The sequence below is a fragment of the Halorussus salinus genome (genome assembly GCF_004765815.2).
GTDB lineage: Archaea > Halobacteriota > Halobacteria > Halobacteriales > Haladaptataceae > Halorussus > Halorussus salinus.
Genome location: NZ_ML974127.1, coordinates 1278070 through 1299043, shown reverse-complemented (window position 1 = coordinate 1299043; position 20974 = coordinate 1278070). Strand labels below are relative to the sequence as shown.

Below are 20974 nucleotides of genomic sequence, written 5' to 3'. Positions count from 1 at the left end.
AACGAGCTACGACCACGGTCGGTCCCCGACTACTCCGTCTCATCGGAATCGCCGTCGGTCAGTTTCTCCAACAGGAACCGTGCCCGTTCCTTGTCCAGCGGGTCGTTGGCGTTCCCGCAGTGGGGCGACTGGACGCAGGCGGGACACCCGCCCGCCGACTCGCAGTCGCAGGCCCCTATCATCGCGGCGGTTTGGCTCATCAGGTCCGCGACAGTCTCGTAGCCCTCTCGGACCAGTCCGACGCCGCCGGGGTAGCCGTCGTAGATGAAGATGGTACTCTTCCCGGTGTGTGGGTGCATCGGTGTCGAGAGGCCGCCGATGTCGCCGCGGTCGCAGAGCAGTTCGAGCGGAAAGAGCGAAATCATGCCGTGTTCGGCGGCGTGGATGCCGCCCGCGAAGTCGCCCCGCTCGCGCATCGCGCGCTCGACTTCGCGGGGCACCGTGAAGTACAGCGCCTTGGTCCGGAGCGAGACTTCCGGGAGGTCCAGCGACTCGCGGGCCAGCGTCTCGCCCGAGCGGTCCCGGCGCTCGAAGCCGGTAATCTGCTTGCGCATCGTCACCTCGGCGAACCGGACCGGGACCTCCTCGCGGGTTTCGAGGCGCTTCTCGCGGATGTCCTCCTCGACGGTGATCTCTTTCTCGTGGAGGACCTTGGTGTGGTAGTCGGCCCACGTCGGGGAGAGTTCCGCGACTTCCTTGTTCAGATCCAAGTCCACGACCTCGTAGGACTGGCCCTGATGGTGGTAGATAGCGCCGGGGTGGGCGTCGGTCAGCGCGTCCTCGAAGGGGAGGCTGGCGATGGTGTCGCCGTTTCGCCTGTCGAGCAAATTGACCTCGCGGTCGTCGATGGAGCGCAGACTCATCTCGTGTTGGGGACTGCCGTCGCCGTCGTAGGTCCAGCGCAGGCCGTCGTCGGTGATGCGCTGGTCGAGCAGGCCCTCGCGTTCGAGGCGGTTCACGAGGTCGGGGAACTCCTCGCCGAAGTACTCGCGGTCCTCGGGCGAGAGCCACGTTTCGCGGGCCGCCGACAGCACGTGGTCGGGCAGGAGTTGGTCGTTCGCGGGGTTGACGACCGCCCGCTCGGGGTCCCCTGCGAAGAACTCGTCGGGGTTGGCCATCAGGTACTGGTCCAACTGGTCCTCGCCAGCGACGAGCGCGACGAGACTCGGGTCGGTCCCCCGGCCCGCGCGCCCGGCCTGCTGGAACGCCGCCATCCGCGTGCCGGGGTAGCCGTCGAGCAGTACCGCGTCGAGACCGCCGATGTCCACGCCGAGTTCCAAAGCGTTGGTACTCCAGACGCCACGGACCTCGCCGCTCTGCAGGCCCTCCTCGATTTCCTTCCGCCGGTCGTCGCCCAGCGCGGCCTGATACGCCGTCACGTCGGGCGCGAGGTCTCCTCGGCCGCGCTCGCGGAGCGCCTTCGCGCTCTCCATCGCCCACTGCTCGGCGGCCTGCCGAGCGCGAGTGAAGGTGAGCGTCTGGTAGTCCTTCGACACGAGGTCGGCGAACAGGCGCTTGGTCTCGGCGTGGTTCGACCGGCGCTGGCCCGAGGTCCCGGCCTGCGGGGTCTCGTACTCCGGCGGGTTCCACAGCACCCAGTGGGTCGGCCCGGTGTCGCTCACGTCCTCGTCTATCAGCCGAAACGACGATTCGGGGGTCCCGGTCACGCCCGCGGCGTGTTCGACGGGGTTGCCGATGGTCGCCGAACAGCAGACGAACTCCGGGTCGGCGTCGAACCGGTCGCAGATGCGCCGGAGTCGGCGCAGGACGAGCGCGACGTGGCTCCCGAAGACGCCGCGGTACTCGTGAACTTCGTCCAGCACGACCGTTTCGAGTCCCTTGAAGAACCAGTCCCAAAGGCGGTGTGCGTGCGGCAGGAGCGCGTAGTGGAGCATATCGGGATTCGTCAGGACGACGGTGGGTCGGCGGTCCCGCACGTCGCGCTTCTCGGACTTGCTCAGGCGACCGGTGTACTGCTCGACGGAGACGCGACTGCCGAAGCCCAAGTCGCGGGCGAGGCCCGAGAGGGTCTCGTCTTGGTCGTTGATGAGCGCGTTCTGGGGCGCGACGTAGAGGGTGCGCCCGCCGTGGTCCATCGCGCGCTCGAAGGCCGGGACCGTGTACGCGAGGCTCTTGCCGCTCGCGGTCGGGGTGGCGACGACGACGTTCCCGCCTCGGCGGACCTCCTCGACGGCCTCGACTTGGTGGCGGTAGAGGCGGTCGATGCCCCGCGATTCGAGCGCGCTCTCCAGTCGGCCTTCGAGGTCGATATCCGCGAAGTCGCCGTCCCTGCCGAGGAGGGTCCGGTGGGCTTCCACCTGCCCGTCGTAGTACGGTCGGCCCCGGAGCCAGTCGATGGTCTCGTCCACGAGTCGGCGATAGGGTCGGGGTCCCTAACCCCTTTCGCCGCGGAGCGAAAGTGGAGGGCGTCGTCTCCTCGGCTCGTCGGTTACTTCGATTCCGGGAACTCGAAACGATGTTCGTAATCTGGGAAGAATTGTTAAGGGTCCGAAAGCCGTCGTTGCTTGCGGGGGAGAACATAATGGCAGACGACGACCGACGACACGGCGCAGGCGAGTACGAACCGGGCGATACCAGTATGCGAGTGGGGATGGAGTCGCTACGCGAGCGCGGCCTCGAACCCGAGGAGCTTCGCGAACGGCTCATCGACGCCATCGGCGCGGAGTTCTCGACGTACTACTACTACACCAACCTCCGGATGCACCTCGCGGGCCACGAGGATTACAAGGAGATAGCGGAGGACGCGCGCCTCGAAGACCGCGCGCACTTCGAGTTGGTCGCGCCGCGCGTCTACGAACTCGGCGGGTCGCTCCCGAACGACATCGGGACGTTCATGGAGCGAGCGTCGTGCCCGCACGCCGAGTTGCCGGTGCCGATGGGCGGTGACGCACCGGACAACATCGAGCAACTCGACGCCGAGAGCGTCCTCGAAGTGCTGTTGGAGGCCGAGCGATGCGCCATCCGGACGTGGAGCGAAATCTGCGACATGACCCAAGGCAAGGACCCGCGGACCTACGACATGGCGAGTCGCATCTTGCAGGAGGAGATCGAACACGAGGCGTGGTTCGTGGAACTCCTCAGCATGGAGCGCGACGGCGAAATCAACCCGGCGGGCCACTTCGTCCGCGGGGAACCCGGCGACGCGCCGCTCTCGACCAACCGGCGGTTCAACGACTCGGCGTAGCGACTCGCGACCGATTCCGACGACTCGGGCGACCGGCGCGCGCTCGGTGACGCGGACCACCGGGACCGGCCCGGCGACGCTTTCTCCCGACGAACTGCTCACGACGCGAGCCACCGGCAGACGCTCGACTGACCGACCGCCACGGTAGACGCTCGATTGACGAGACTACCCGTCCGGGTGGACTGAAAGGGGCCGCCAGCTCGCGGTCACACGAGTGGGCGGGGGCTTTCGAGGCGTTCGATACGACGATTCCGGTAGTCGGTTCCGGACTGCTCCCGCCCCGAAACCCCGCTCGTCAGGAGATTCGTAGCCGTCACGTTCATCCCCGCTGGCCCGTAATCCCGACCGTGAGTAGCCACACCGTCGAAATCGAGGTCCCCGAGGAGGCCGATATCGAGCAGGCCGGGGAGACCGTCGAAATCGAGGTTCCCGAGACCGAATACCTCCTCTCGGCCGCGCGGAGCGAGGGCGTCTGGCTCCCCGCCGACTGCCAGCAGGGGTGGTGTACCACCTGCGCCGCGAAACTGCTCGACGGCGAGGTGGACCAATCGGACGCTCGCCGGTACTACGACGAGGACGAGGAGGCCGACCTCATCCTCCCCTGTACCGCCAAGCCCCGGTCGGACCTCCGGATTCGGGCCTGCCAGTACGACGAGATGCTGGACCACCGCGCGGAACACGACAAGCCGCCGGGCCGGTCGAAGCGGTGACGAGCGTTCGCCGCCCGGACGCACGACTTCACCGCGCTGAACGCGCGTCGAATCGCCATTCCGGGCGTCGCTCGTCGGCCTCGCCACCGCCGTTTTACCGCCAGCGGCCGTACGGACGGCTATGACCGACTACCACGCAGTTCTCGTCTACGACGGCGAGTGCCCGTTCTGCTCGGCGGCGGCCACTGCGCTCCGGCGACTGGACGGCGTCGGCGCTATCGCGTGGGACGACGAGCCAGCCCGACGGCTCCTCGAAGCGCAGTTCGGCGAGACGCCCTTCGCGCTCGTCCTCGTGGACGGCCGCGAGGAGTGCGTCTACGTCGGCCGCGAGGCCGCGCGCGAACTCTGCGAGCGCGCCGGGATGCCCGTCCTCGTGCAGGACATCGTTGGCGACAACTACGAGTCGCTGGCCGACGCGATTCGGAGCGTGACGGGCGTGGAGGGGGACCCCGACCCCTACCACGGTGAGTATCCGCTTTCGGAGGCGGGGAAAGAGGCGTTCGAGGCGTTGGCGGCGAACGCGTGGCACACGGCCAAAGTGAGTCGGTGAGCGGGGTTTTTGGACACGTCTTTTTCGGGAGGAAGCACGGAAGCGGACTCCTCGGGTTGCGAATTACGCTCGACATTTTGACGAGCGACCGCACAGCATCCACGACCGCGAACCGCAATAGTACCGCGACCACAGCCGCGAACCGCACTGATGCCGATACACAGGAGTTTGCCGCACCGCAACCGCACCGCGACAGCCACACGCCTCCCCAACCGACTGCGCTACTCGGTCTTCGACCTGCGTTGCTCATCCCTCGCGCGGCTTGGCGCGAGATGAACTCGCGCCAGCACGCGCCGGGCAAGAGGGTAAAATTCGAGCCAAAGAGTAATTGAACGGTCGCAGGTCGATTCTACTTGTCTCGCGTCACGACTTCGCCGGGCGTCGTCGTCGCGCCCTCCGAGAGGGTCACGCCCGCGTTCAGGCTCGTGTCGATGGCCGTCTTGGCGTCGTCGCCGACCACGACGCCGAACTTCCGGCGGCCGGTCAAGACGCGCTCGCCCTTGACGGTGTGGCGGACCGCCTCGCCGTCGTGGCGCAGATTGGCGACGTTCGTGCCCGCGCCGAAGTTCACGTCCCGGCCCAGCACGCTGTCGCCGACGTAGCTCAGGTGCGCGACGTGGGTGCCCGCGCCGACGACGCTGTTCTTGATTTCGACGCTGTGGCCGACGTGGGCCTCCTCGCCGAGGAGGGTCGCTCCTCTCACGTAGGCGTTCGGCCCGACGCTCGCGCCCGAGCGCACCAGCGCGGGACCCTCGATAACGACGCCCGCGTCGATGGTTGCGCCCTCCTCGACCACGACCGGGCCGCGGAGGTCGGCCTCGTCGTGGACCTCGCCGCGCACGTCGCGGTCCAACTCGCCGAGTTTCCACTCGTTGGCTTCCAGCAGTTCCCACGGCCGCCCCACGTCGAGCCAGCGGTCCATCGCGGCGTAGCCCACGTCGTACTCCTCGATAGCGCGGGCCACCACGTCGGTAATCTCGTGTTCGCCGCGCTCGCTCTCGGGCACGTCCAGCCACTCGCGGGCCGCCGCGGGGAAGACGTAGGCTCCCGCGTTGGCCAGATTCGTCGGCGGGTCCGCGGGCTTCTCCACGATGTCGGTGACGACGCCCTCCTCCGCGGAGAGGACGCCGTAGTTCGAAGGCTCCTCGACGCGGACCGCGGCGACGGCGGGACCCGACGCGAAGAGGTCGGCCACCGCGTCGGGGTCGTAGAGGTTGTCGCCGTTCAGCACCGCGAACGCGCCGTCGAGGAGTTCGCGCGCGGCCCGGACCGCGTCGGCGGTCCCGGCCCGTTCGCTTTGGACCGCGTAGCGGACCGGCACGCCGCGGTACTCGTCGCCGAAGTACCCCCGGACCTCCTCGGCCTCGTAGCCGACCACGACGACGAGTTCGTCCGCGCCAGCGTCTACCGCGGCATCCGCGGCGTGGGCGACCAGCGGTCGGTCGGCGACCGGGAGCATCGGTTTCGGGAGCGACGCCGACAGCGGTCGGATTCTGGTCCCCTCGCCCGCGGCCAGAAGCACTGCTTGCATGGCTCGCCCTTCGGAAGCCACCGGTTTCAGTCTCTCGGAGTCGGTGGCGCTGCGTCTCCGTAGTGGGGCGCTGGTTTAAACACCGTTACCCGTCATACCGGGGGATTTTACCTCCGGGCTATGTTTATACACATAGAAACAAAGAACCGCGGTGGGAGCGAGTTCGGCATTTCACTCGATGGCAAACTCCTTAATATCTAGGGCGGCGTAGCCCTCTCCGACTCACGATGCTTCGGGGTGTCTCCCACGACGGGGTCGGAAACAACGAACCATGACTCACAACGAATGAATATCGACACATCGGACAAGCGGCAACTGAACGAGTCTTCGAACGTCCTCCTACTGGCACCGTTGACGCCCACGGGGAATCGCGCGTGTCTCGAACTGCTGGCCTCGACGACGGACCCGGCGCGGGCGAACGTCGCGGCGGTGACCTACACGCCGCCGCCGGAGACGTGGATTTCGGACTGGCAGACGAACGTCGGCGACCTCCCGGCGGAACTGGCGTTCATCCACGCCAACACGGTCGAGACCGACGAGGGACCCGACGGAACCGAGGCCCCGCCGAACGTGTCGGTCGCGCGGGTGGACCCGAACCAACCGATGGACATCATCGCGCCCCTGAGCGAACAGTTGACGCGATGGGAGGGCAACGGCAATCAGACGCTCGTGTCGGTCCAGACGCTGACGGTCCTCTTGGAGTACGTCGATTTCGACACGGCGTTCCGGTACCTCCACATCCTCACCCACCGCGTGCAGGCGGCCGACGCCATCGGGTTCTACCACATGGACCCGGACATCCACGACGAGGAGACCATCAACACGCTGAAGACGCTGTTCGACGCCGTAGTCGAGGTGGGCGACGACGGCCGGGAGTGGTCGGTCGCGGAGACCTACGGCGACCGGAGCGCGACCAGCGACCACGTCCAGTCCCACGACACCGACGTATCGGTGCCCGACGCCGGAGACGGCCTGTTCTCGTCGGTGCTGAACTCGGTGTCGAATCTGTTTTCGGGGTCGGACGACCTCGATGGCACCGGACCCGCCGACGCCGCCGAGTCACCGTCGGCCGGGAGCGAGACCGTCGAGTCGAACTCCTCGGACGACCAGTCGGTGCGCGAGTCCGAAGTCGAGCAGTTCCCCGAGGAGGCAATGCTGACCGACGAGGACCGCATCCGCGAACTGCTGACGCGCTACGGCGGCCGGATGAAACAGGCCGACGTGACCGAGGAGACCGACTGGTCGAAGTCCACGGTCAGCCGGAAGCTATCGAAGATGGAGGAGAAGGGTCTCATCACCCGCGTACAGGTCGGCCGGGGCAACCTCGTCTTCCTGAGCGGCTACGAACCCGAAACCGCCAAATCGCCGTTCGAACAGGAGACCACCGACGGATGACCCGACGCTATCGGCGACCGAACGACCGACCGACGAATCGTGTCGGCGAGCCGTCGAACTCGCCGCGAGACGCCAGTTTAACATCGAGGGAGTATGAGTGACTCATCACAGAGCGCGAGCGACATCGTAAGTATGCCCAACGACGCTACAGTGCTGATCGTCGACGACGAGCAGCCGATAACCGACGCCTACGCCCAGTGGCTGGAAGACGACTACAACGTCCGCACGGCCTACAGCGGGTCCGAAGCCCTCGAAAAGCTGGACGAGGAGGTAGACGTGGTCCTCCTCGACCGCCGAATGCCGAACCTCTCGGGGGAGGACGTACTGGCTCGGATTCACGAACAGGGACTCAACTGCCGGGTGGCGCTGGTCTCGGCGGTCGAACCCGACTTCGACATCCTCGAACTCGGCTTCGACGCCTACCTCGAAAAGCCGGTCTCGGAGGCCGACGAACTCCTCGAAACGGTCGAGACCCTGCTGAAACGCTCGACCTACGACAGCCAGATGCAGCGGTTCCTCTCGCTGGCGAACAAGAAGGCCGCCTTGGAGACGAAGAAGAGTCCGGAGGAACTCGACGCCAACGACGAGTACGCGCAACTCACCGAGGAGCTAGCGGACCTCCGCACCCAACTCTCGGACACCGCGGGGACGCTGGACGACGACGACCTGCGCGCGGAGTTCTACGACGGCGAGTAGGACGACGGCGAGCGCGGTCGTGCGCGACCGACCGCACTCGATGCGTCAGCACTCTGCTCTCTTTAAGTGCTTCTGGCGACAAGGGATAGATACGAGGGAAGACGGCCTCGTTCTGTAGAAGTCGATTTCGACTAGCCATGCGTCCTGTCACGCTTCCGAGAGGCGCATCTTTGAACTATCCCCGCCGAGTACGGCCGAGTGATGACCGAGGGGTGGACGGACTCGCTGCCGACGTGGCAGTCGGGGACGAACGACGACCGAGACGCCGACCGACCGCTCAGCCAGCGTCCCGGAGACGGGGCGGTCGCTCGTGCGGACCTCCAGCGCGACCAGACGGTCCGCCAGTGGGGACCAGTCACGCCGAGCGCGACCCAAATCGGGCGCGCCGAATCGCCCGACGCCGACCTCTCCGAGAGCGTCCGCCGGATGCACGAGGAGCGCCACTCGGCGATGGCGGGCCACAGCGCGCGGATGCACCGCCTCGACAAACTCCGCATCTCCCACGCGCTCTGTAACGACCTCTCGCTGACGCCGTGGCAGCGCGACCGCGTGGTCGGCATCATGTCGGACCTCGACTTGACCGCGTTCGGGAGCCAGCGCGCGATTCCGAAGGTCGCGCTGGTCGTCATCCGCCACGTCGTGGACCGCGAGCGCGAACACTACCTCGGACTCCACGACGACGAGTGGATCGGCCAACTCCCGCCCGAGCGCCTCGGCGACCTCTACGACCAGTTCCGCTCCATCACCGACGAACAGCAGTTCTCGGACCTCGTGGAGAAACACGGTCTCGACGTGACCAGCCTCAACCGACTCCGGCGCACGCTGAAAGACCAACTCGACGACCAGCAACTCGGAGAGGCGGTCTACGGTCGGAACCCCCACCGCGACCCGAACCTGCCGAGCCTCGACGCTCGCCGGGCAGACGAGGCTCACGAGGAGTAGCGACTCCGGGGAGACCGGACGGGACTCGCGGAGAGATTGCTACGGAACGTGAGTACGCAGAAAGCGCAAAAACGCGAGCGAATCTTCCTCGTATCTACCCGTTGTCGCTAGAAGAACTTAAACGGAGACCGACGTAGCGACGGCGACAGCGATTTTCCGTCCACTCTCACCGAAACGAGAGACTACCGTCTGGCGGAGTAGCGTTCGGTAGAACGAGGCCGTCTTCCCTCGTATCTATCCCTTGTCGCCAGAAGCACTTAAACGAAATCCGAAATGGAGGAGCGAGTCCGACTACTCCCGCAGTCCCGCCCGGAGATACCGAAGCACCACCGGCCACGAGTTCGCCGCCGCGGCCGCGTTCGCCGAGGGCGACCCGCCGTACTGCGGTCCCGTCGCCTCGCCGGTGTAGTCGCGGTACGGCAGGCCGAAGACGTGGCCCGCGCCATCGTAGGCGCGGAGTCGGTACGGCGCGTCGTGGCCGCGCCGGTTCAGTCGGTCGATGGCCAGCGACGACAGCGCCCCGGCGGGCCACGTCGCGTCGTCGGTCCCAGCGAGCAGGAGAATCGGTCCGTCGACCTCCTCGGCCGGAATCACGGCGCGCTCCTGCACCGACTCGCCGACCCACTCCGCCACTTTCTCGGGGACGCAGGCGACCGTCTCGCACTCGTCTCCGGCGTCGCGCGCCGCGGAGAAGACGGTCCGGACCGCCGCGGCGTCCGCGAGGGGTTCGCCCTCCTCGGTCCACGCCGAAGCCCAGTCGGTGTAGGCGGTCGCAGTGGCGTTCACGCTCGGCCCGAAGACGCCTCCGCCGCTGAAGCCGACGACCGCCGTCCGGCCCTCGAACTGCGCGCCCGCCAGCAACGCCGCTTCGACGCCCCGCGAGATACCGACGTAGCCGACGCGCTCGTCGGCGACGCCCCCGCGGTCGGTCAGCCAGTGCGTCGCGCGCCGGAAGTACTCGACCGGCACGTCCGCGACCGACTCCGGCAACCCCTCGGCCCCGGCGTACTGGAGCGCGAGCGTGGCGTAGCCGTGACTCGCCAGCGTCCGACTCAGCGCGTGGGGCACCAGCGCGTGCGAGCCGTGGAGCGTGACGACGGCCGGGGTCGGGTCGTCGCTCCGGGACTCGTCGTCGCTCTCCCGGCCCGACCCCGCATCCGGGGGTTCGTAGAGCCACGCCACGAGGTCCGACTCCTCGACCCGCTGGCGCGACACCTCCGCGTCGGTGGCGACGCGGGTGGTGGTCGCCGAGGCCCGGCGCTCGCCCCCGACGCTCGCGGTGAGCGTCACGTCCACTGCGCCCTCCTCGCCGAGGAGAAAGTGACTCGGCGTCGGCGACGCGCCCTCCCGCGGCGAGACTCGCCCGAGGAGCATCTCGACGGCCGGGTCGTCGGGCGACTCGAACCCACGTCCCATCGCGGTCCAGTCGCTCGACCCGGCCGCGCCGGTCGGCTTCGAGGAGACCCGCCCGGCGAGCGACGCCGCGCCCTCGTCGTCGGTCCGGAGCGACCACGAGGCCGCGAATTCGACGCCCCGCGAGTCGGTCGCGCTCGCGTCGAACGCGACCTCGGTTTTCGGGGGGAATCCGGCGAGTCGGACCTCGGCGGGTCGGCCGACGAGCGTGCGGTCGGGCACTCGGAGTTGCGGCGTTCCGGTCTCGTCGGGAGTGGTGGTCTCCTCGCGGCCGTCGCGCCCGCCGCCGGAACACCCCGCGAACGCCGCGGTTCCGGCGGTCGCGGCCGCCGAGAGCAGGTCGCGGCGATTCCACGTCATCGTCGGGACGACGCCCCGAGGCGACGTAAAGACTGGCGTCTCGTAGAATAGTCGTTCGGTCGAATCGGAATCGAATCGGAGTTCGGTCGGAAGTCGAACCTGCGGCTGGTCGAAGTAGCGTTCGGCAGAACGAGGCCGTCTTCCCTCGTATCTATCCCTTGTCGCCAGAAGCACTTAAACGAAAATGTCGCCTGCACACACCACAAAATCAAGTTCCCCCGGCGAACACACCCGACTGTCAGATGATAGAAGTCGAGAATCTGCGGAAGGAGTACGGCGGATTCACCGCCGTCGAGGGCAGTAGCTTCTCGGTTCCCGAGGGCGAGGTGTTCGGCGTCATCGGCCCCAACGGCGCGGGCAAGACCACGACGCTGAAGATGCTCTCCGGACTGGTCGAACCGACTTCGGGGTCGGCCACCGTGGCTGGCTACGACGCCCAAGACCCCGAGATGCGAACGCGCCTCGGTTTCCTCCCCGAGGAGTCGCCCCTCTACGAGGACATGACCGCCGTCTCCTACCTGCGGTTCTTCGCGGACCTCTACGACGTGCCGAGCGAGGCGGCCGAGTCGCGCATCCACGACACCTTGGACCGCCTCGAACTCGACCACCGCGACCGCAAAATCGGCGACATGTCGAAGGGGATGACCCGGAAGGTCGCCATCGCGCGCTCGCTGGTCAACGACCCCGACGTGCTGATATACGACGAACCCGCGAGCGGACTCGACCCCCTCACCACGAACTACATCATCGAGTTCACCCGCGAGTTGGCCGAGTCGGGCAAGACGGTCGTGTTCAGCGCGCACAACCTCTTTCACGTCGAGAGCATCTGCGACCGCGTGGCGGTGATGAACGACGGCCGCATCGTCGCCCGCGGGAGCGTCGAGACCATCCGCGAGGAACACGGCCGGACCGAGTACCGCGTCTACACGACCGTCGAGGTCCCCGACGCCGTGACGGAGAACGGCCGCTTCCGGCGCACCGTCGAGAGCATGGACGCCGTCGAGGAGACCCGCGAACTCGCCGAACAGGCTGGCGGCGAGGTCGCCGACATCGAGACCCACACCCCGAGCCTCGAAGACATCTTCCTCGACCTCGCCGACGACTCCCCCGACGTGGAGGGCCGACCGTGAAGTTGCGCAAGACCCTCCGCATCGCGCGCTGGGAAGTCTCGAAGAACGTCGGGCAACTCGACCGCCGGACGGTCGCGGTCGGTCTCGTCGTCCTCCTCGCAGTGGGCGCGCTCACCCCGCTGGTCGCCAGCGAGGGCGTCACCCTGAACGACGGCATCTACCGCGTCGGCGTCTCGTCGGACAGTCCGTACCACGACGTGGTGACGAACGACCCGACCTTCGTCGCGGTCGCGCCGAGGGACGAGGGGTCGGACGTGCTGGTCTGCGCCGAGTCCACGCCGAACTGCGCCTCCGGCCAGATTCGGGCCGACGCGACCGACAAGGGTACCGCCGCCCTCTCGGAGTTCCGGAAGTCGGTCTCGCGGTACAACGACCGCCTGATGGCCGACGAATCGGACACGGCCGCCGCGTTTCCGGTCTCGGTCTCGGTCCGCTACGAGGAGCAGAGCGGTCTCCAAGTCGGCGGGTCGGGCGGCCCGGAGACCCGGACGACCCGCGCTGGCGAGAAGCGCCTCGGCGGTAGCTCGGGCGGCGGTGACGGTTCCAGCGGCGACGGCGGGTCCGGGACCTCCTCGGCGGGGTCGGGTGCGGGTGGGGAGAGCGGAGACGCGAACGACGGTGCCCTCGGCGCGCCCTCGGTCGGTGGCGGCGGCGGGTCGCTGTTCGGGGGCAACGCCCGAGGAGGCACCCCCGCGGACATCGCGCCGCCGTTCCCCTTCGAGTCGCTGGTGTTGGCGTTCGCGTTCGTCCTGCCGATGAACTTCGTGATTCAGGCCTACGCCTCCACGATTCTGGACGAGCGCGTCAACGAGCGCGGCGAACTCCTGTTGGTCTCGCCGGTCTCGCGCGGCGACATCATCGCGGGCAAGACCCTGCCGTACTTCGCGGGGATGGTCGCCATCGCCTCGGTCACGGCGGTCGGCATCGCGGTCCTGACCCCTGCGGCCGACGGCGCGCTGTCGGTCGCCTCCACCGCGGCGAAGTCGGTCTCGGCGGTGGTCCCCATCGCCTTGCTGTTCCTCTCGTCGGCGTTCGTCGGCGGGATGTTCGCCCGGTCGTTCAAGGAGTTGACCTTCGTCACGGTCACGCTCTCGGTGTTCCTAACCTCCTACGCGTTCGTCCCCGCCATCTTCACCAACGTTCATCCGGTCGCGGCGATTTCGCCGCTGACGCTCGTCGTGAAGGCCCTCCGCGGGACCGCCTTCTCGCTCGGCGAGTACGCCTTCTCGACGGGACCGCTCTACCTCTCTGCTGGCGCGCTGTTCGCGCTCGGCGCGGGCGTCTACCGCGAGGAGGACATGTTCACCCAGCGGCCGGTCCCGCTGAAGTTCCTCGACGCGCTCGACGGACAGATTTCGGGGCGGCGCTCCATCGCGAAGGTCAGCGCGCTCTCGATTCCGTTCGTCTTCGTCGGCGAGTTGCTGGTGGTCGCGCTCCTGTTCGCGCTCCCGCTCTCGCTGTCGATGCCGGTCCTGCTGGTCGCCATCGCGTTGGTCGAGGAGGTCGCCAAGTCGGTCCACGTCTACGCCGGGTTCGCCCACTCCCGGTTCGAGCGGACGTTCCGGTCGGCCGCGATTCTGGGGTTCCTCTCGGGACTGGGCTTCTTCCTCGGCGAGAAGGCGACCGCGGTCGCCCAGTTGGTCGGGTTGCCGAACTTGGACCTCGGCCGCGCCGCCTTCGGCACCGTGACGGGCTTGGGCATCGAGACCTCGCCGCTGGCGCTGGTCGCGCTGTTCCTCACGCCGCTGGCGCTCCACACCGTCACGGCGACGATGACCGCCGCCGGAGCGACCAGAGACCGCAACTGGTACGCCGGGACGCTGGTCGCGGCGACGCTCCTTCACGCGGTCTACAACCTAACGGTGGTGAGTATCCTTGGGTAAGCGCCTCACGGTCGCCAAGCGCGAGTTGGCGTCGCTCCGGAGCGAGAAGACCATCGTGCTGGCCATCCTCATCCAGTTGTTCGTCGCGGCGTTCTCGTCGTTCCTCGCCGTCGGACTGGTCTCGCTGTACGACCCCGGTTCGGTCTCGAACGGCTTCGTCGTGGAGTTCGGCGTGACCGGCGAGGCTGGCGACGACCTCGCGCCGATAATCGAGGAGCGCGACGGCTGGCGCGCGGTCGAGTACGGCGAGGAGGCGGCCGCGATGCGCGCGTTCGACAGGGGTGAGATTCACGCCGTCCTCGCGGTGTCGCGGACCGCCGACGGCAGGGCGCAGGTCCGGGCGATAGCGCCCGACGGCAACGTCCGGACCACGCTCGTCGTGACCCAAATCAAGGGCGTGCTGGAGGCGTTCGAGCGCCACGAGCGCGACCGGCTCAGTTCCAGCTTGGAGCGCCAACCGGTCGAACTCCCGCCCGACGCCTCGTCCAGCCCCTACTTCGGGTTCACCTACACCGTGTTGGTGCCCCTGCTGACTTTTCTGCCGGTGTTCGTCAGCGGCTCCATCGCGGTGGACGCCATCGCCGAGGAGTACGACCGCGGGACCCTCGAACTCCTCCGGGTGACGCCCCTGACCGCGACCGACATCGTGGACGGGAAGCTACTGGCGATGGGGGTCCTCGCGCCGGTGCAGGCGGGCGCGTGGCTGGCGCTGTTGTCGTTCCGCGGGACGCAGATAGCGAATCCGCTGGAAATTCTGCTCCTCGTGACCGGCTTCGCGGTCGGCGTGGTCACGATGGGCGCGACCGCGGCGCTGGCGTTCCGCGAGCGCAAGCAGGCCCAGTTCCTCTTCTCGATGGGCGTGCTGGTCGTGTTCAGTTCGACCTACCTCCTGCCGGAGTCGCCCGCCAACGCGGTGGCGAAGCTCGCCATCGGGAGTCCGACCCGTATCACGCACCTCTCGGTCGTCGCCTATCTGGCCGTCTCGCTGGTCGCGTTCGTCGGCCTTCGATGGGTAGTCGGCGAGCGAGGTCTCGGCTCGTAGCGGTCCGTGGCCCCCGAGACCGGGCCGCGGCCGGGTCGTGCGGACTGCACTCCGGGCCGTCACCCTTAGCCCGCTCACGCTCGTCGTATTCCTCGATGACCGCCGACACGACGACTCGCTGGGAGTATCGCGTCGTCCAGCCGCCCCGAGAACCCTCGAAGAAGGAGGTCCGGGACCCGAGCGGACTCCTCGACGAGATGGCCGCCGAAGGGTGGGAACTCGACGAGACCATCGACTACGTGGGCGGCGGGACCAAGCTCCTCGTCTTCCGAAGACCCGCGACCGCGGACGCCGAGGAGAACGCGACCGACGCCGCGGACCGAAGCGAGACGACCCCGGAGGACGACGATGAGTGAGTCCGGCGAGGGAGACGAAATCCGCTCGCCCAACACGCTCGCCGACCGCATCGACTTGAACCGCCCCGCGGAGTGGTTCCTGCTGGACGGGAACCGACTCGCCGCGGCGGGCGTGGTCGCTGGGGGCATCTTCGCGACGTTCCTCCTCGTCAGCACGGTCGCGTTCCCGTCGTTGCAGACCACGATTCGGTCCGCGGACACCGTCGAGACGATGTTCTCGACCATGATCGGCACCGTCGTTACCGGGACCACGCTGGTCGTCACCATCAGCCAACTCGTCATCTCTCAGGAGAACGGGCCGCTGGGCGACCAGCGCCAGCGGATGAGCGACGCAATGGACTTCCGGACCTACGCGACCGAACTGTTCGAGGAGGCCCCGGAGGCCGACCCCGCGGCGTTCCTCGGGCAACTGCTGAACGTGAACAAGCGCCGGGCCGACGCGCTGGAGGCGGAACTCGCCGACAGCGACGCCGACGAGTTGCGCCAGCAGGTCGGGGAACTGCTGGACAGCCTTCGGAACAACGCGGACAAGGCGCTCGAAAAGCTCGAAAGCGCGCAGTTCGGAACGTTCGGGGTCCTGAACGCCGCGCTCGACTACAACTACTCGTGGAAGATATACCAGATCGAGCGCCTGACCGACGAGTTCGACGAGAGTCTGGACGACGACCAGCAGGAGGCGTTCCAGCAGTTGGAGACCGCCCTGACGATGTTCGGCCCGGCGCGCGAACACATCAAGACGCTCTACTTCCAGTGGGAACTCATCGACCTCTCGCGGTACATCCTCTACGCCGCGGTCCCGGCGCTCACGGTGGCGGGGACGATGCTCGCGTTCGTCGGCGCGAAGACGTTCGGCGGCGCTACGCTCGGCATCCCAATCGTCACGTGGGTCGTCGGTGCGGCGTTCACGCTCACGCTCGCGCCGTTCCTCATCTTCCTGACCTACATCCTGCGCATCGTCGTGGTCGCCAAGCACACCCTCGCCATCGGGCCGTTCGTCCTCCGGCAGGAGTACAGCGAGGAGTGACCCCGAGGTTACTTACCCCGAGCGCGACTGGCCACCGTCATGAACCGCCGCCCGCTCCTCCGCGCGCTCGCGACCGGCACCGCCCTCCTGACTGCCGGATGCACCGACTCGCTCCCCTTCGTTGCCGACCCGCCGACCGAATCCGCGGTGTTCGAGAGCCACCGATTCGAAGGCCCGCACCTCGTCGTGGAGTTCCGCGACGACGCCGACGTGGAGCGGGCCGTCCTCTACAATTCGGCGACCGGCGAGGAGTACGCGACGGTGGACCGTCCGCCGGGCGAGGCGCGCTTCCGCGTCGTGTTTCCCGACCGGATGGAGACCTACGTCGGCCGGTCGCTCCACGTGCGCGCCGAGACCCCCGACGGCCGGACGACCCGCTGGATACCGGAGCGAGTCCACGGCTACGTGGACGGCGTGGACGCGCTCCCCGACGGTCGCGCCCGATTCGCGGTCGCGAATCAGGGCGACGCGCCCCTCCTCGTCCGCTTCGTCGGTATCTCCGGCGACGTGCCGAACCCGGCGGTGGACGTGCAGAGCGATTCGTTCGACCGGTCGTCGTTCGACCTCGGCCCCGGCGTCGTCGGTGTCGGCCCGAACCGCCCGCTCTCGCCGTCCAGAAGCGACCTCGTGGTGTCGCCCGGCGAAGTCGCCCCGTTCGAGACGACCTACGCGCCGTTCGCGTTCCCCGACGGAATCGACGCGGCCGACTGCGGCGGCGACGAACGACGAGGAGCTATCGCGGTCCTGCACGCCTCGGGCGGGAGCGCGTCGTACACCTTCCGGTACCGACTCGACGGCGACCCGATTTCGGTCGAAGGAAAGTCCGCGGCGGTCTGCCGCGGCGCGGACGACGGTGACGCGGAGTGAGGGTCGTCAGAATCCGCGGCGCTCGTCGTCGTCCTCGTCGCGTCCGGCCCGGCCTTCTGCGGTGTCGCGCCACGTCGTGCGTTCGTCGGTGTCGCGTTCGGCCGCGCGTTCGGCGGACTCGCGGGCGGTCGCTCGCTCCTCGGTGTCTCGACGCGCCGCGCGCTCGGCCGACTCGCGGTCCATCGTCCGGCGCTGGTGTTTCTCGGCGTCCACCGCCTTCCACAACAGGAGGCCGCCGCCGACGCTCACGAGCAGAAAGAACAGCAGGATTGCGATTTCGGTCATGGTGAACTCGGGGATGGTGGCGCGGACCGTCGCGGCGTCTCAGCCGAGGAACACGTCCACGATGTCGCTTCCCGTCGAACCGGTGTCCCGATACAGTTCGGAGTAGCCGCAGTTCAGACACGAGACGACCTGAAACTCGTTGGTCTGGATGTCGAACATCTTCGAGAGACCGCCGCCAGTCGTGGAGATGGTCCCCACGTCGGTCTCGGTGTGACCGCACTTCGGACAGCCGTCGTCTCCGTGGGTATCGTGTTGGGAGGGCATCGGCGGGGATTGTCGGACCGATGGCATGAGTTTTGTGGTGACTGTCGAGTCGGAGTTCGCGGAGTCGGTCGCCGTCGGTTCGGACCGAACCGAAGCTATCGTATTTCGGAGAAACAACGTCGCGGTTGTAGCACGTTTCTAACGCGGTCTACTTGGGTCTGGACGGCCTAACCGGAGTCATGACGAAGCGAGCGCCCGCACGAACGCCGCCGGGTCCCGACGGCCTCCCCGTGGTGGGGAGTCTGCCCGAGTACGCCCGCGACCCGTTCGACTTCGAGCGTCGGATGCACCGAGAGTACGGCGACGTGGTGCGGTGGAAGCTTCCCGGCGGGTGGATGTACCACCTCGCGGACCCCGACCACATCGAACGCGTCCTCGTGCAGAACAACCAGAACTACGTCAAGGGCGAGGCGTTTCAGGAGACGCTCGGTCCCGTGACCGGCAACGGCATCCTCAACAGCGAGGGCGAGTTCTGGCGGCGACAGCGCCACCTCATCGAACCCTCGTTTCACCCCGACCGTATCTCGACGTACGCCGAGATGATGGTCGATGCGACCGAGCGCGCGACCGCGAAGTGGCGCGACGGCGAGATTCGGGACGTTCACTCGGAGATGACCGCGCTGACCCTCGACATCGTGGGTCGGGCGCTGTTCGGCGTGGACCTGCGCGAGGAGTCCGAGACGGTCGGCGAGGCGCTGGAGACGGTGATGGCCGGAGCCGAGTTCTCGCTGACCGACCTCCTGCCCGAGGAGATACCGACGCCGAGTCGCCGGAAGTTCGAGCGGGCCGTCGAGACGCTGGACAGCGTGGTCGCCGAAATCATCGCCGAGCGCAAGCGCAACCCCACGGAGGACGACGTGGTGTCGATGCTGTTGGCCGCGCGCGACGAGGAAGGCGAGGGGATGACCGACCAACAGGTCCGCGACGAGGTGATGACGCTCCTGCTGGCGGGCCACGAGACGACCGCGCTGGCGCTGACGTTCACGTTCTTCCTGCTGGCCCAGAATGGCGAGGTCGAGCGCAAGTTAGTCGCCGAACTGGACCGCGAACTCGGCGGCGACCGCCCGACGATGATGGACTTGGGCGACCTGCCCTACCTCGAACGAGTCGTCAAGGAGTCGATGCGCCTCTACCCGCCGGTACCGGGCATCGTCCGCGAACCGGTCGAAGACGACCGCGTGGGCGACTACCGGATTCCGTCGGGCGTAACGGTGAGCATGAGCCAGCACGTCGTCCACCGCGACCCGCGGTGGTACGACGACCCGATGGCGTTCAGACCGGAGCGATGGACCGACGACTTCGAGCAGAATCTACCGCGACTCGCCTACTTCCCGTTCGCGGCGGGGCCGCGGCGCTGTATCGGCGACCGGTTCGCCCTGCTGGAGGCCCGCCTCGTGCTGGCGACGATTCTACAGGAGTACCACTTGGAACTGGTCTCCTCGCCTGCGCTCGACCTCCGGCCGAGCATCACCGCCCGGCCGAAGAACCCCGTCGAGATGACGCTTCACGAGCGGGCCGGAACGCGGTGGGACTCCTCGGCGAAAGAACCGGCGGCCGCCGATTCGCCCGCCGACGCGGAGGAAGCTACTTCCGACCAGTCCGCGACCTCGGACTGAACGGTCTCGCCGAGCGGAACGAACTCCGCAGTTCTTCGAGCAATCTGTAAACCTCTTTTAGCACGGTGAAATCACCGTAGCGCCGTCACCAACAGGACCACGCCAGCGACGGCGGCCAACAGCGCGACCGACAGGCCGCCCGTCTCGCCTCTGCCCCCGGCGGGCAGGCCCCACGCGAGCGCACCGGCCGCGAGCGCCCCGCAGGTCCCGACCGCGAGCGCGCCGAGCGCGTGGAGTAACTCGACGCGCCGGGTCGGCGCGCGGCGGCCGACCTCCGAGCCGAGCGTCGCCGCGAACTCCCCGGCGTCCCAAACCACCAACGCGGCGACCAGCGACCCGAACACCAGCCACGTCGGGGCGCTCACGGTCCCGGCGAACGCCGCGGCGACGAACAGGCCGCCGCCCGCGAGCGCCGGACCGGCCACCCGGTCGGTGACGAACCCGACCGCGAACGCGACCCAGAGCGCGAAGACGCCCGCCACCGCGAGCAAGAGGAGTCCCGCGGTCAACCCGAGGACGACCGTCTCGCTCCCGTAGAAGGTCACGACGCTCCCCGAGAGGTCCCGGAACTGCCCCGCGAGCGGCGCGTCGAGTCGCCCGGCGACGAACCCGACCAGCGCGTCCAACAGCGGGCGGTGGGCGACCCGGACCCCCGCGACGACGGTCAGTCCGGCGAGGAACGGCGCGTAGCCGACCAGTAGCTCGTCGGTCTCCGCCCGCGACGAGCGTCGGACCAGCGCCGCGACGGCCGCCAGCGCGCCCGCGACGAGCGCGACCCACCACAGCAGGCTTCGGAGGCCCGCCGAGCCGGTGACGACGAGGAGACCCGACCGGACCGACTCGGGCGGGACCGCCGGACCGGCCGACACCGAAGCCGCGGCCTCGACGAGGAACGCGACCGGGAGCGCGAGCAAGCCGACACCGGCGAGGCGGCCGAGCGTGCGCCGAAGCCCCGCCGCGATGTCGGCGACCCGCACGTCGGCTATCGCCGCCTCGCCCGCTAGCTCCTCGGTCGGCAGGTCGCGGACCGCGAGATAGCTGGCGAGCGTCGCCGCCACCGCGAGCAGGACGAACGACAACAGGTGAATCCCGTCGCCCGAGGGCGCGAGCAGCCACTCGGTCGCCTCGCTCACGAAATCGCCGACGATTCCGGCCAACCCAACGTCGAAGTTCGTCAGGACCGCGTGGCCGCCGAGCGCGAGCGACAGCAACAGCGGCGGGACCGTCACGCGGTTCGCCGCGTCGAGGAGTTGCGAGAGACTCCGCGAGGTGGCGACGCTCCGCACCGACGCGGCCGCGCCGAGTACGGCGACCGTACTTCCCACCAGAACCGCCAGCACGCCCAGAATCCGGAGGCTCTCGCCGACCACCCGCGTCGGTGACGACGCGGGAAACGACCGCGCGAACGCGACCAGCGTCTCGTAGCCGACGCCCGCCGCTATCGCCGCGCCCGCCGGGACGACCAAGAGGCTCGCCGCCAGCCTCGCGGGCACGCGCCAGTCGTCCCACGTCAGCAACCAGAGCGCCGCCGCGAGACAGACCGCACCCGCCGCGGCCGCGAGCGCGCCCTTCACGACTCCGACCGTCGCGGTCAGGGCCGCGACACCGCCCGCGGTACCGAGTAGCACGACCGCACTGCTCGCCGTCGTCGGCGTCCAGTTCGTCTCCGAGAGGTCCGTCGGGTCGTCGTGTTCGTCTATCATGG

19 protein-coding genes are annotated in these 20974 nt (G+C 68.3%); 13 read left to right on the top strand and 6 right to left on the bottom strand.

What is annotated here, in order from left to right:
- Positions 1-29: 29 nt before the first annotated feature.
- Positions 30-2369, bottom strand: a complete 2340-nt coding sequence (locus tag EPL00_RS06565; protein ID WP_135851258.1) for a DEAD/DEAH box helicase — start codon at positions 2367-2369, stop codon at positions 30-32.
- A gap of 173 nt (positions 2370-2542) precedes the next feature.
- Between EPL00_RS06565 and dps the strand changes: the two genes are divergently transcribed.
- From dps to EPL00_RS06550, 3 genes are all read left to right on the top strand, one after another.
- Complete coding sequence (dps, locus tag EPL00_RS06560; protein WP_135851259.1) at positions 2543-3205, top strand: DNA protection during starvation protein; 663 nt, start codon at positions 2543-2545, stop codon at positions 3203-3205.
- A gap of 347 nt (positions 3206-3552) precedes the next feature.
- Positions 3553-3915: a 2Fe-2S iron-sulfur cluster-binding protein gene (locus EPL00_RS06555; RefSeq protein ID WP_135851260.1), complete on the top strand. Its 363-nt coding sequence runs from the start codon at positions 3553-3555 to the stop codon at positions 3913-3915.
- A 121-nt stretch (positions 3916-4036) separates the two neighbouring features.
- Complete coding sequence (locus EPL00_RS06550; RefSeq protein WP_135851261.1) at positions 4037-4465, top strand: DCC1-like thiol-disulfide oxidoreductase family protein; 429 nt, start codon at positions 4037-4039, stop codon at positions 4463-4465.
- Positions 4466-4814: 349 nt separating this feature from the next.
- Here the strand turns inward: EPL00_RS06550 and glmU are convergent, their stop codons facing one another.
- Positions 4815-5996 carry a bifunctional sugar-1-phosphate nucleotidylyltransferase/acetyltransferase gene (glmU, locus tag EPL00_RS06545; RefSeq protein WP_135851262.1) on the bottom strand — a complete coding sequence of 394 codons (1182 nt, stop codon included), beginning with the start codon at positions 5994-5996 and terminating at the stop codon, positions 4815-4817.
- Positions 5997-6281: 285 nt separating this feature from the next.
- On the opposite strand from glmU, the gene EPL00_RS06540 reads away from it, so the two are divergent.
- From EPL00_RS06540 to EPL00_RS06530, 3 genes are all read left to right on the top strand, one after another.
- Entirely contained in the window at positions 6282-7391 is a 1110-nt protein-coding gene (locus tag EPL00_RS06540) for a helix-turn-helix transcriptional regulator (RefSeq protein ID WP_135851263.1), read from the top strand.
- Between the two features lie 93 nt (positions 7392-7484).
- Positions 7485-8087 carry a HalX domain-containing protein gene (locus tag EPL00_RS06535; RefSeq protein ID WP_238398137.1) on the top strand — a complete coding sequence of 201 codons (603 nt, stop codon included), beginning with the start codon at positions 7485-7487 and terminating at the stop codon, positions 8085-8087.
- 201 nt (positions 8088-8288) lie between these two features.
- Entirely contained in the window at positions 8289-9029 is a 741-nt protein-coding gene (locus tag EPL00_RS06530) for a DNA-directed RNA polymerase subunit epsilon (RefSeq protein ID WP_135851264.1), read from the top strand.
- A gap of 291 nt (positions 9030-9320) precedes the next feature.
- Here the strand turns inward: EPL00_RS06530 and EPL00_RS06525 are convergent, their stop codons facing one another.
- Complete coding sequence (locus EPL00_RS06525; RefSeq protein ID WP_135851265.1) at positions 9321-10802, bottom strand: acyl-CoA thioester hydrolase/BAAT C-terminal domain-containing protein; 1482 nt, start codon at positions 10800-10802, stop codon at positions 9321-9323.
- Between the two features lie 242 nt (positions 10803-11044).
- Here EPL00_RS06525 and EPL00_RS06520 point away from each other — a divergent pair, with 242 nt between their 5' ends.
- The 6 genes from EPL00_RS06520 (at position 11045) to EPL00_RS06495 (ending at position 17104) form a co-directional block, all read left to right on the top strand.
- A complete protein-coding gene (locus EPL00_RS06520) occupies positions 11045-11932 on the top strand; it encodes an ABC transporter ATP-binding protein (RefSeq protein ID WP_135851266.1) in 888 nt (295 codons plus the stop codon).
- A complete protein-coding gene (locus EPL00_RS06515) occupies positions 11929-13815 on the top strand; it encodes an ABC transporter permease subunit (RefSeq protein ID WP_135851267.1) in 1887 nt (628 codons plus the stop codon). The genes EPL00_RS06520 and EPL00_RS06515 overlap by 4 nt, the downstream gene beginning before the upstream one ends.
- A complete protein-coding gene (locus EPL00_RS06510) occupies positions 13808-14857 on the top strand; it encodes an ABC transporter permease (protein WP_135851268.1) in 1050 nt (349 codons plus the stop codon). The genes EPL00_RS06515 and EPL00_RS06510 overlap by 8 nt, the downstream gene beginning before the upstream one ends.
- A gap of 95 nt (positions 14858-14952) precedes the next feature.
- The gene (locus EPL00_RS06505; protein WP_135851269.1) at positions 14953-15213 is read left to right on the top strand and encodes a DUF4177 domain-containing protein; all 261 of its coding nucleotides are present in this window, start codon (positions 14953-14955) and stop codon (positions 15211-15213) included.
- A complete protein-coding gene (locus tag EPL00_RS06500; protein ID WP_135851270.1) occupies positions 15206-16237 on the top strand; it encodes a hypothetical protein in 1032 nt (343 codons plus the stop codon). The genes EPL00_RS06505 and EPL00_RS06500 overlap by 8 nt, the downstream gene beginning before the upstream one ends.
- A gap of 39 nt (positions 16238-16276) precedes the next feature.
- Positions 16277-17104, top strand: a complete 828-nt coding sequence (locus tag EPL00_RS06495; protein WP_135851271.1) for a hypothetical protein — start codon at positions 16277-16279, stop codon at positions 17102-17104.
- Positions 17105-17110: 6 nt separating this feature from the next.
- Here EPL00_RS06495 and EPL00_RS06490 read toward each other — a convergent pair whose 3' ends face one another.
- The gene (locus EPL00_RS06490; protein ID WP_135851272.1) at positions 17111-17389 is read right to left on the bottom strand and encodes a hypothetical protein; all 279 of its coding nucleotides are present in this window, start codon (positions 17387-17389) and stop codon (positions 17111-17113) included.
- Positions 17390-17428: 39 nt separating this feature from the next.
- Positions 17429-17653: a zinc ribbon domain-containing protein gene (locus tag EPL00_RS06485; protein WP_135851273.1), complete on the bottom strand. Its 225-nt coding sequence runs from the start codon at positions 17651-17653 to the stop codon at positions 17429-17431.
- Between the two features lie 179 nt (positions 17654-17832).
- On the opposite strand from EPL00_RS06485, the gene EPL00_RS06480 reads away from it, so the two are divergent.
- Positions 17833-19269 (top strand): cytochrome P450, encoded by a 1437-nt coding sequence (locus tag EPL00_RS06480; RefSeq protein ID WP_135851274.1) that lies wholly within the window; start codon positions 17833-17835, stop codon positions 19267-19269.
- A gap of 71 nt (positions 19270-19340) precedes the next feature.
- Here EPL00_RS06480 and EPL00_RS06475 read toward each other — a convergent pair whose 3' ends face one another.
- Positions 19341-20972 (bottom strand): DUF7519 family protein, encoded by a 1632-nt coding sequence (locus EPL00_RS06475; RefSeq protein WP_135851275.1) that lies wholly within the window; start codon positions 20970-20972, stop codon positions 19341-19343.
- Between the last annotated feature and the right edge of the window lie 2 nt (positions 20973-20974).

Excerpts from the sequence above, each read along its gene's own strand:
- EPL00_RS06495 (WP_135851271.1), top strand. The coding sequence starts at position 16,277 with ATGAACCGCCGCCCGCTCCTCCGCGCGCTCGCGACCGGCACCGCCCTC.
- glmU (WP_135851262.1), bottom strand. The coding sequence starts at position 5,996 with ATGCAAGCAGTGCTTCTGGCCGCGGGCGAGGGGACCAGAATCCGACCG.
- EPL00_RS06540 (WP_135851263.1), top strand. The coding sequence starts at position 6,282 with ATGAATATCGACACATCGGACAAGCGGCAACTGAACGAGTCTTCGAAC.
- EPL00_RS06525 (WP_135851265.1), bottom strand. The coding sequence starts at position 10,802 with ATGACGTGGAATCGCCGCGACCTGCTCTCGGCGGCCGCGACCGCCGGA.
- dps (WP_135851259.1), top strand. The coding sequence starts at position 2,543 with ATGGCAGACGACGACCGACGACACGGCGCAGGCGAGTACGAACCGGGC.
- EPL00_RS06535 (WP_238398137.1), top strand. The coding sequence starts at position 7,485 with ATGAGTGACTCATCACAGAGCGCGAGCGACATCGTAAGTATGCCCAAC.
- EPL00_RS06490 (WP_135851272.1), bottom strand. The coding sequence starts at position 17,389 with ATGACCGAAATCGCAATCCTGCTGTTCTTTCTGCTCGTGAGCGTCGGC.
- EPL00_RS06530 (WP_135851264.1), top strand. The coding sequence starts at position 8,289 with ATGACCGAGGGGTGGACGGACTCGCTGCCGACGTGGCAGTCGGGGACG.
- EPL00_RS06500 (WP_135851270.1), top strand. The coding sequence starts at position 15,206 with ATGAGTGAGTCCGGCGAGGGAGACGAAATCCGCTCGCCCAACACGCTC.
- EPL00_RS06485 (WP_135851273.1), bottom strand. The coding sequence starts at position 17,653 with ATGCCCTCCCAACACGATACCCACGGAGACGACGGCTGTCCGAAGTGC.
- EPL00_RS06505 (WP_135851269.1), top strand. The coding sequence starts at position 14,953 with ATGACCGCCGACACGACGACTCGCTGGGAGTATCGCGTCGTCCAGCCG.
- EPL00_RS06550 (WP_135851261.1), top strand. The coding sequence starts at position 4,037 with ATGACCGACTACCACGCAGTTCTCGTCTACGACGGCGAGTGCCCGTTC.
- EPL00_RS06480 (WP_135851274.1), top strand. The coding sequence starts at position 17,833 with ATGACGAAGCGAGCGCCCGCACGAACGCCGCCGGGTCCCGACGGCCTC.
- EPL00_RS06520 (WP_135851266.1), top strand. The coding sequence starts at position 11,045 with ATGATAGAAGTCGAGAATCTGCGGAAGGAGTACGGCGGATTCACCGCC.
- EPL00_RS06475 (WP_135851275.1), bottom strand. The coding sequence starts at position 20,972 with ATGATAGACGAACACGACGACCCGACGGACCTCTCGGAGACGAACTGG.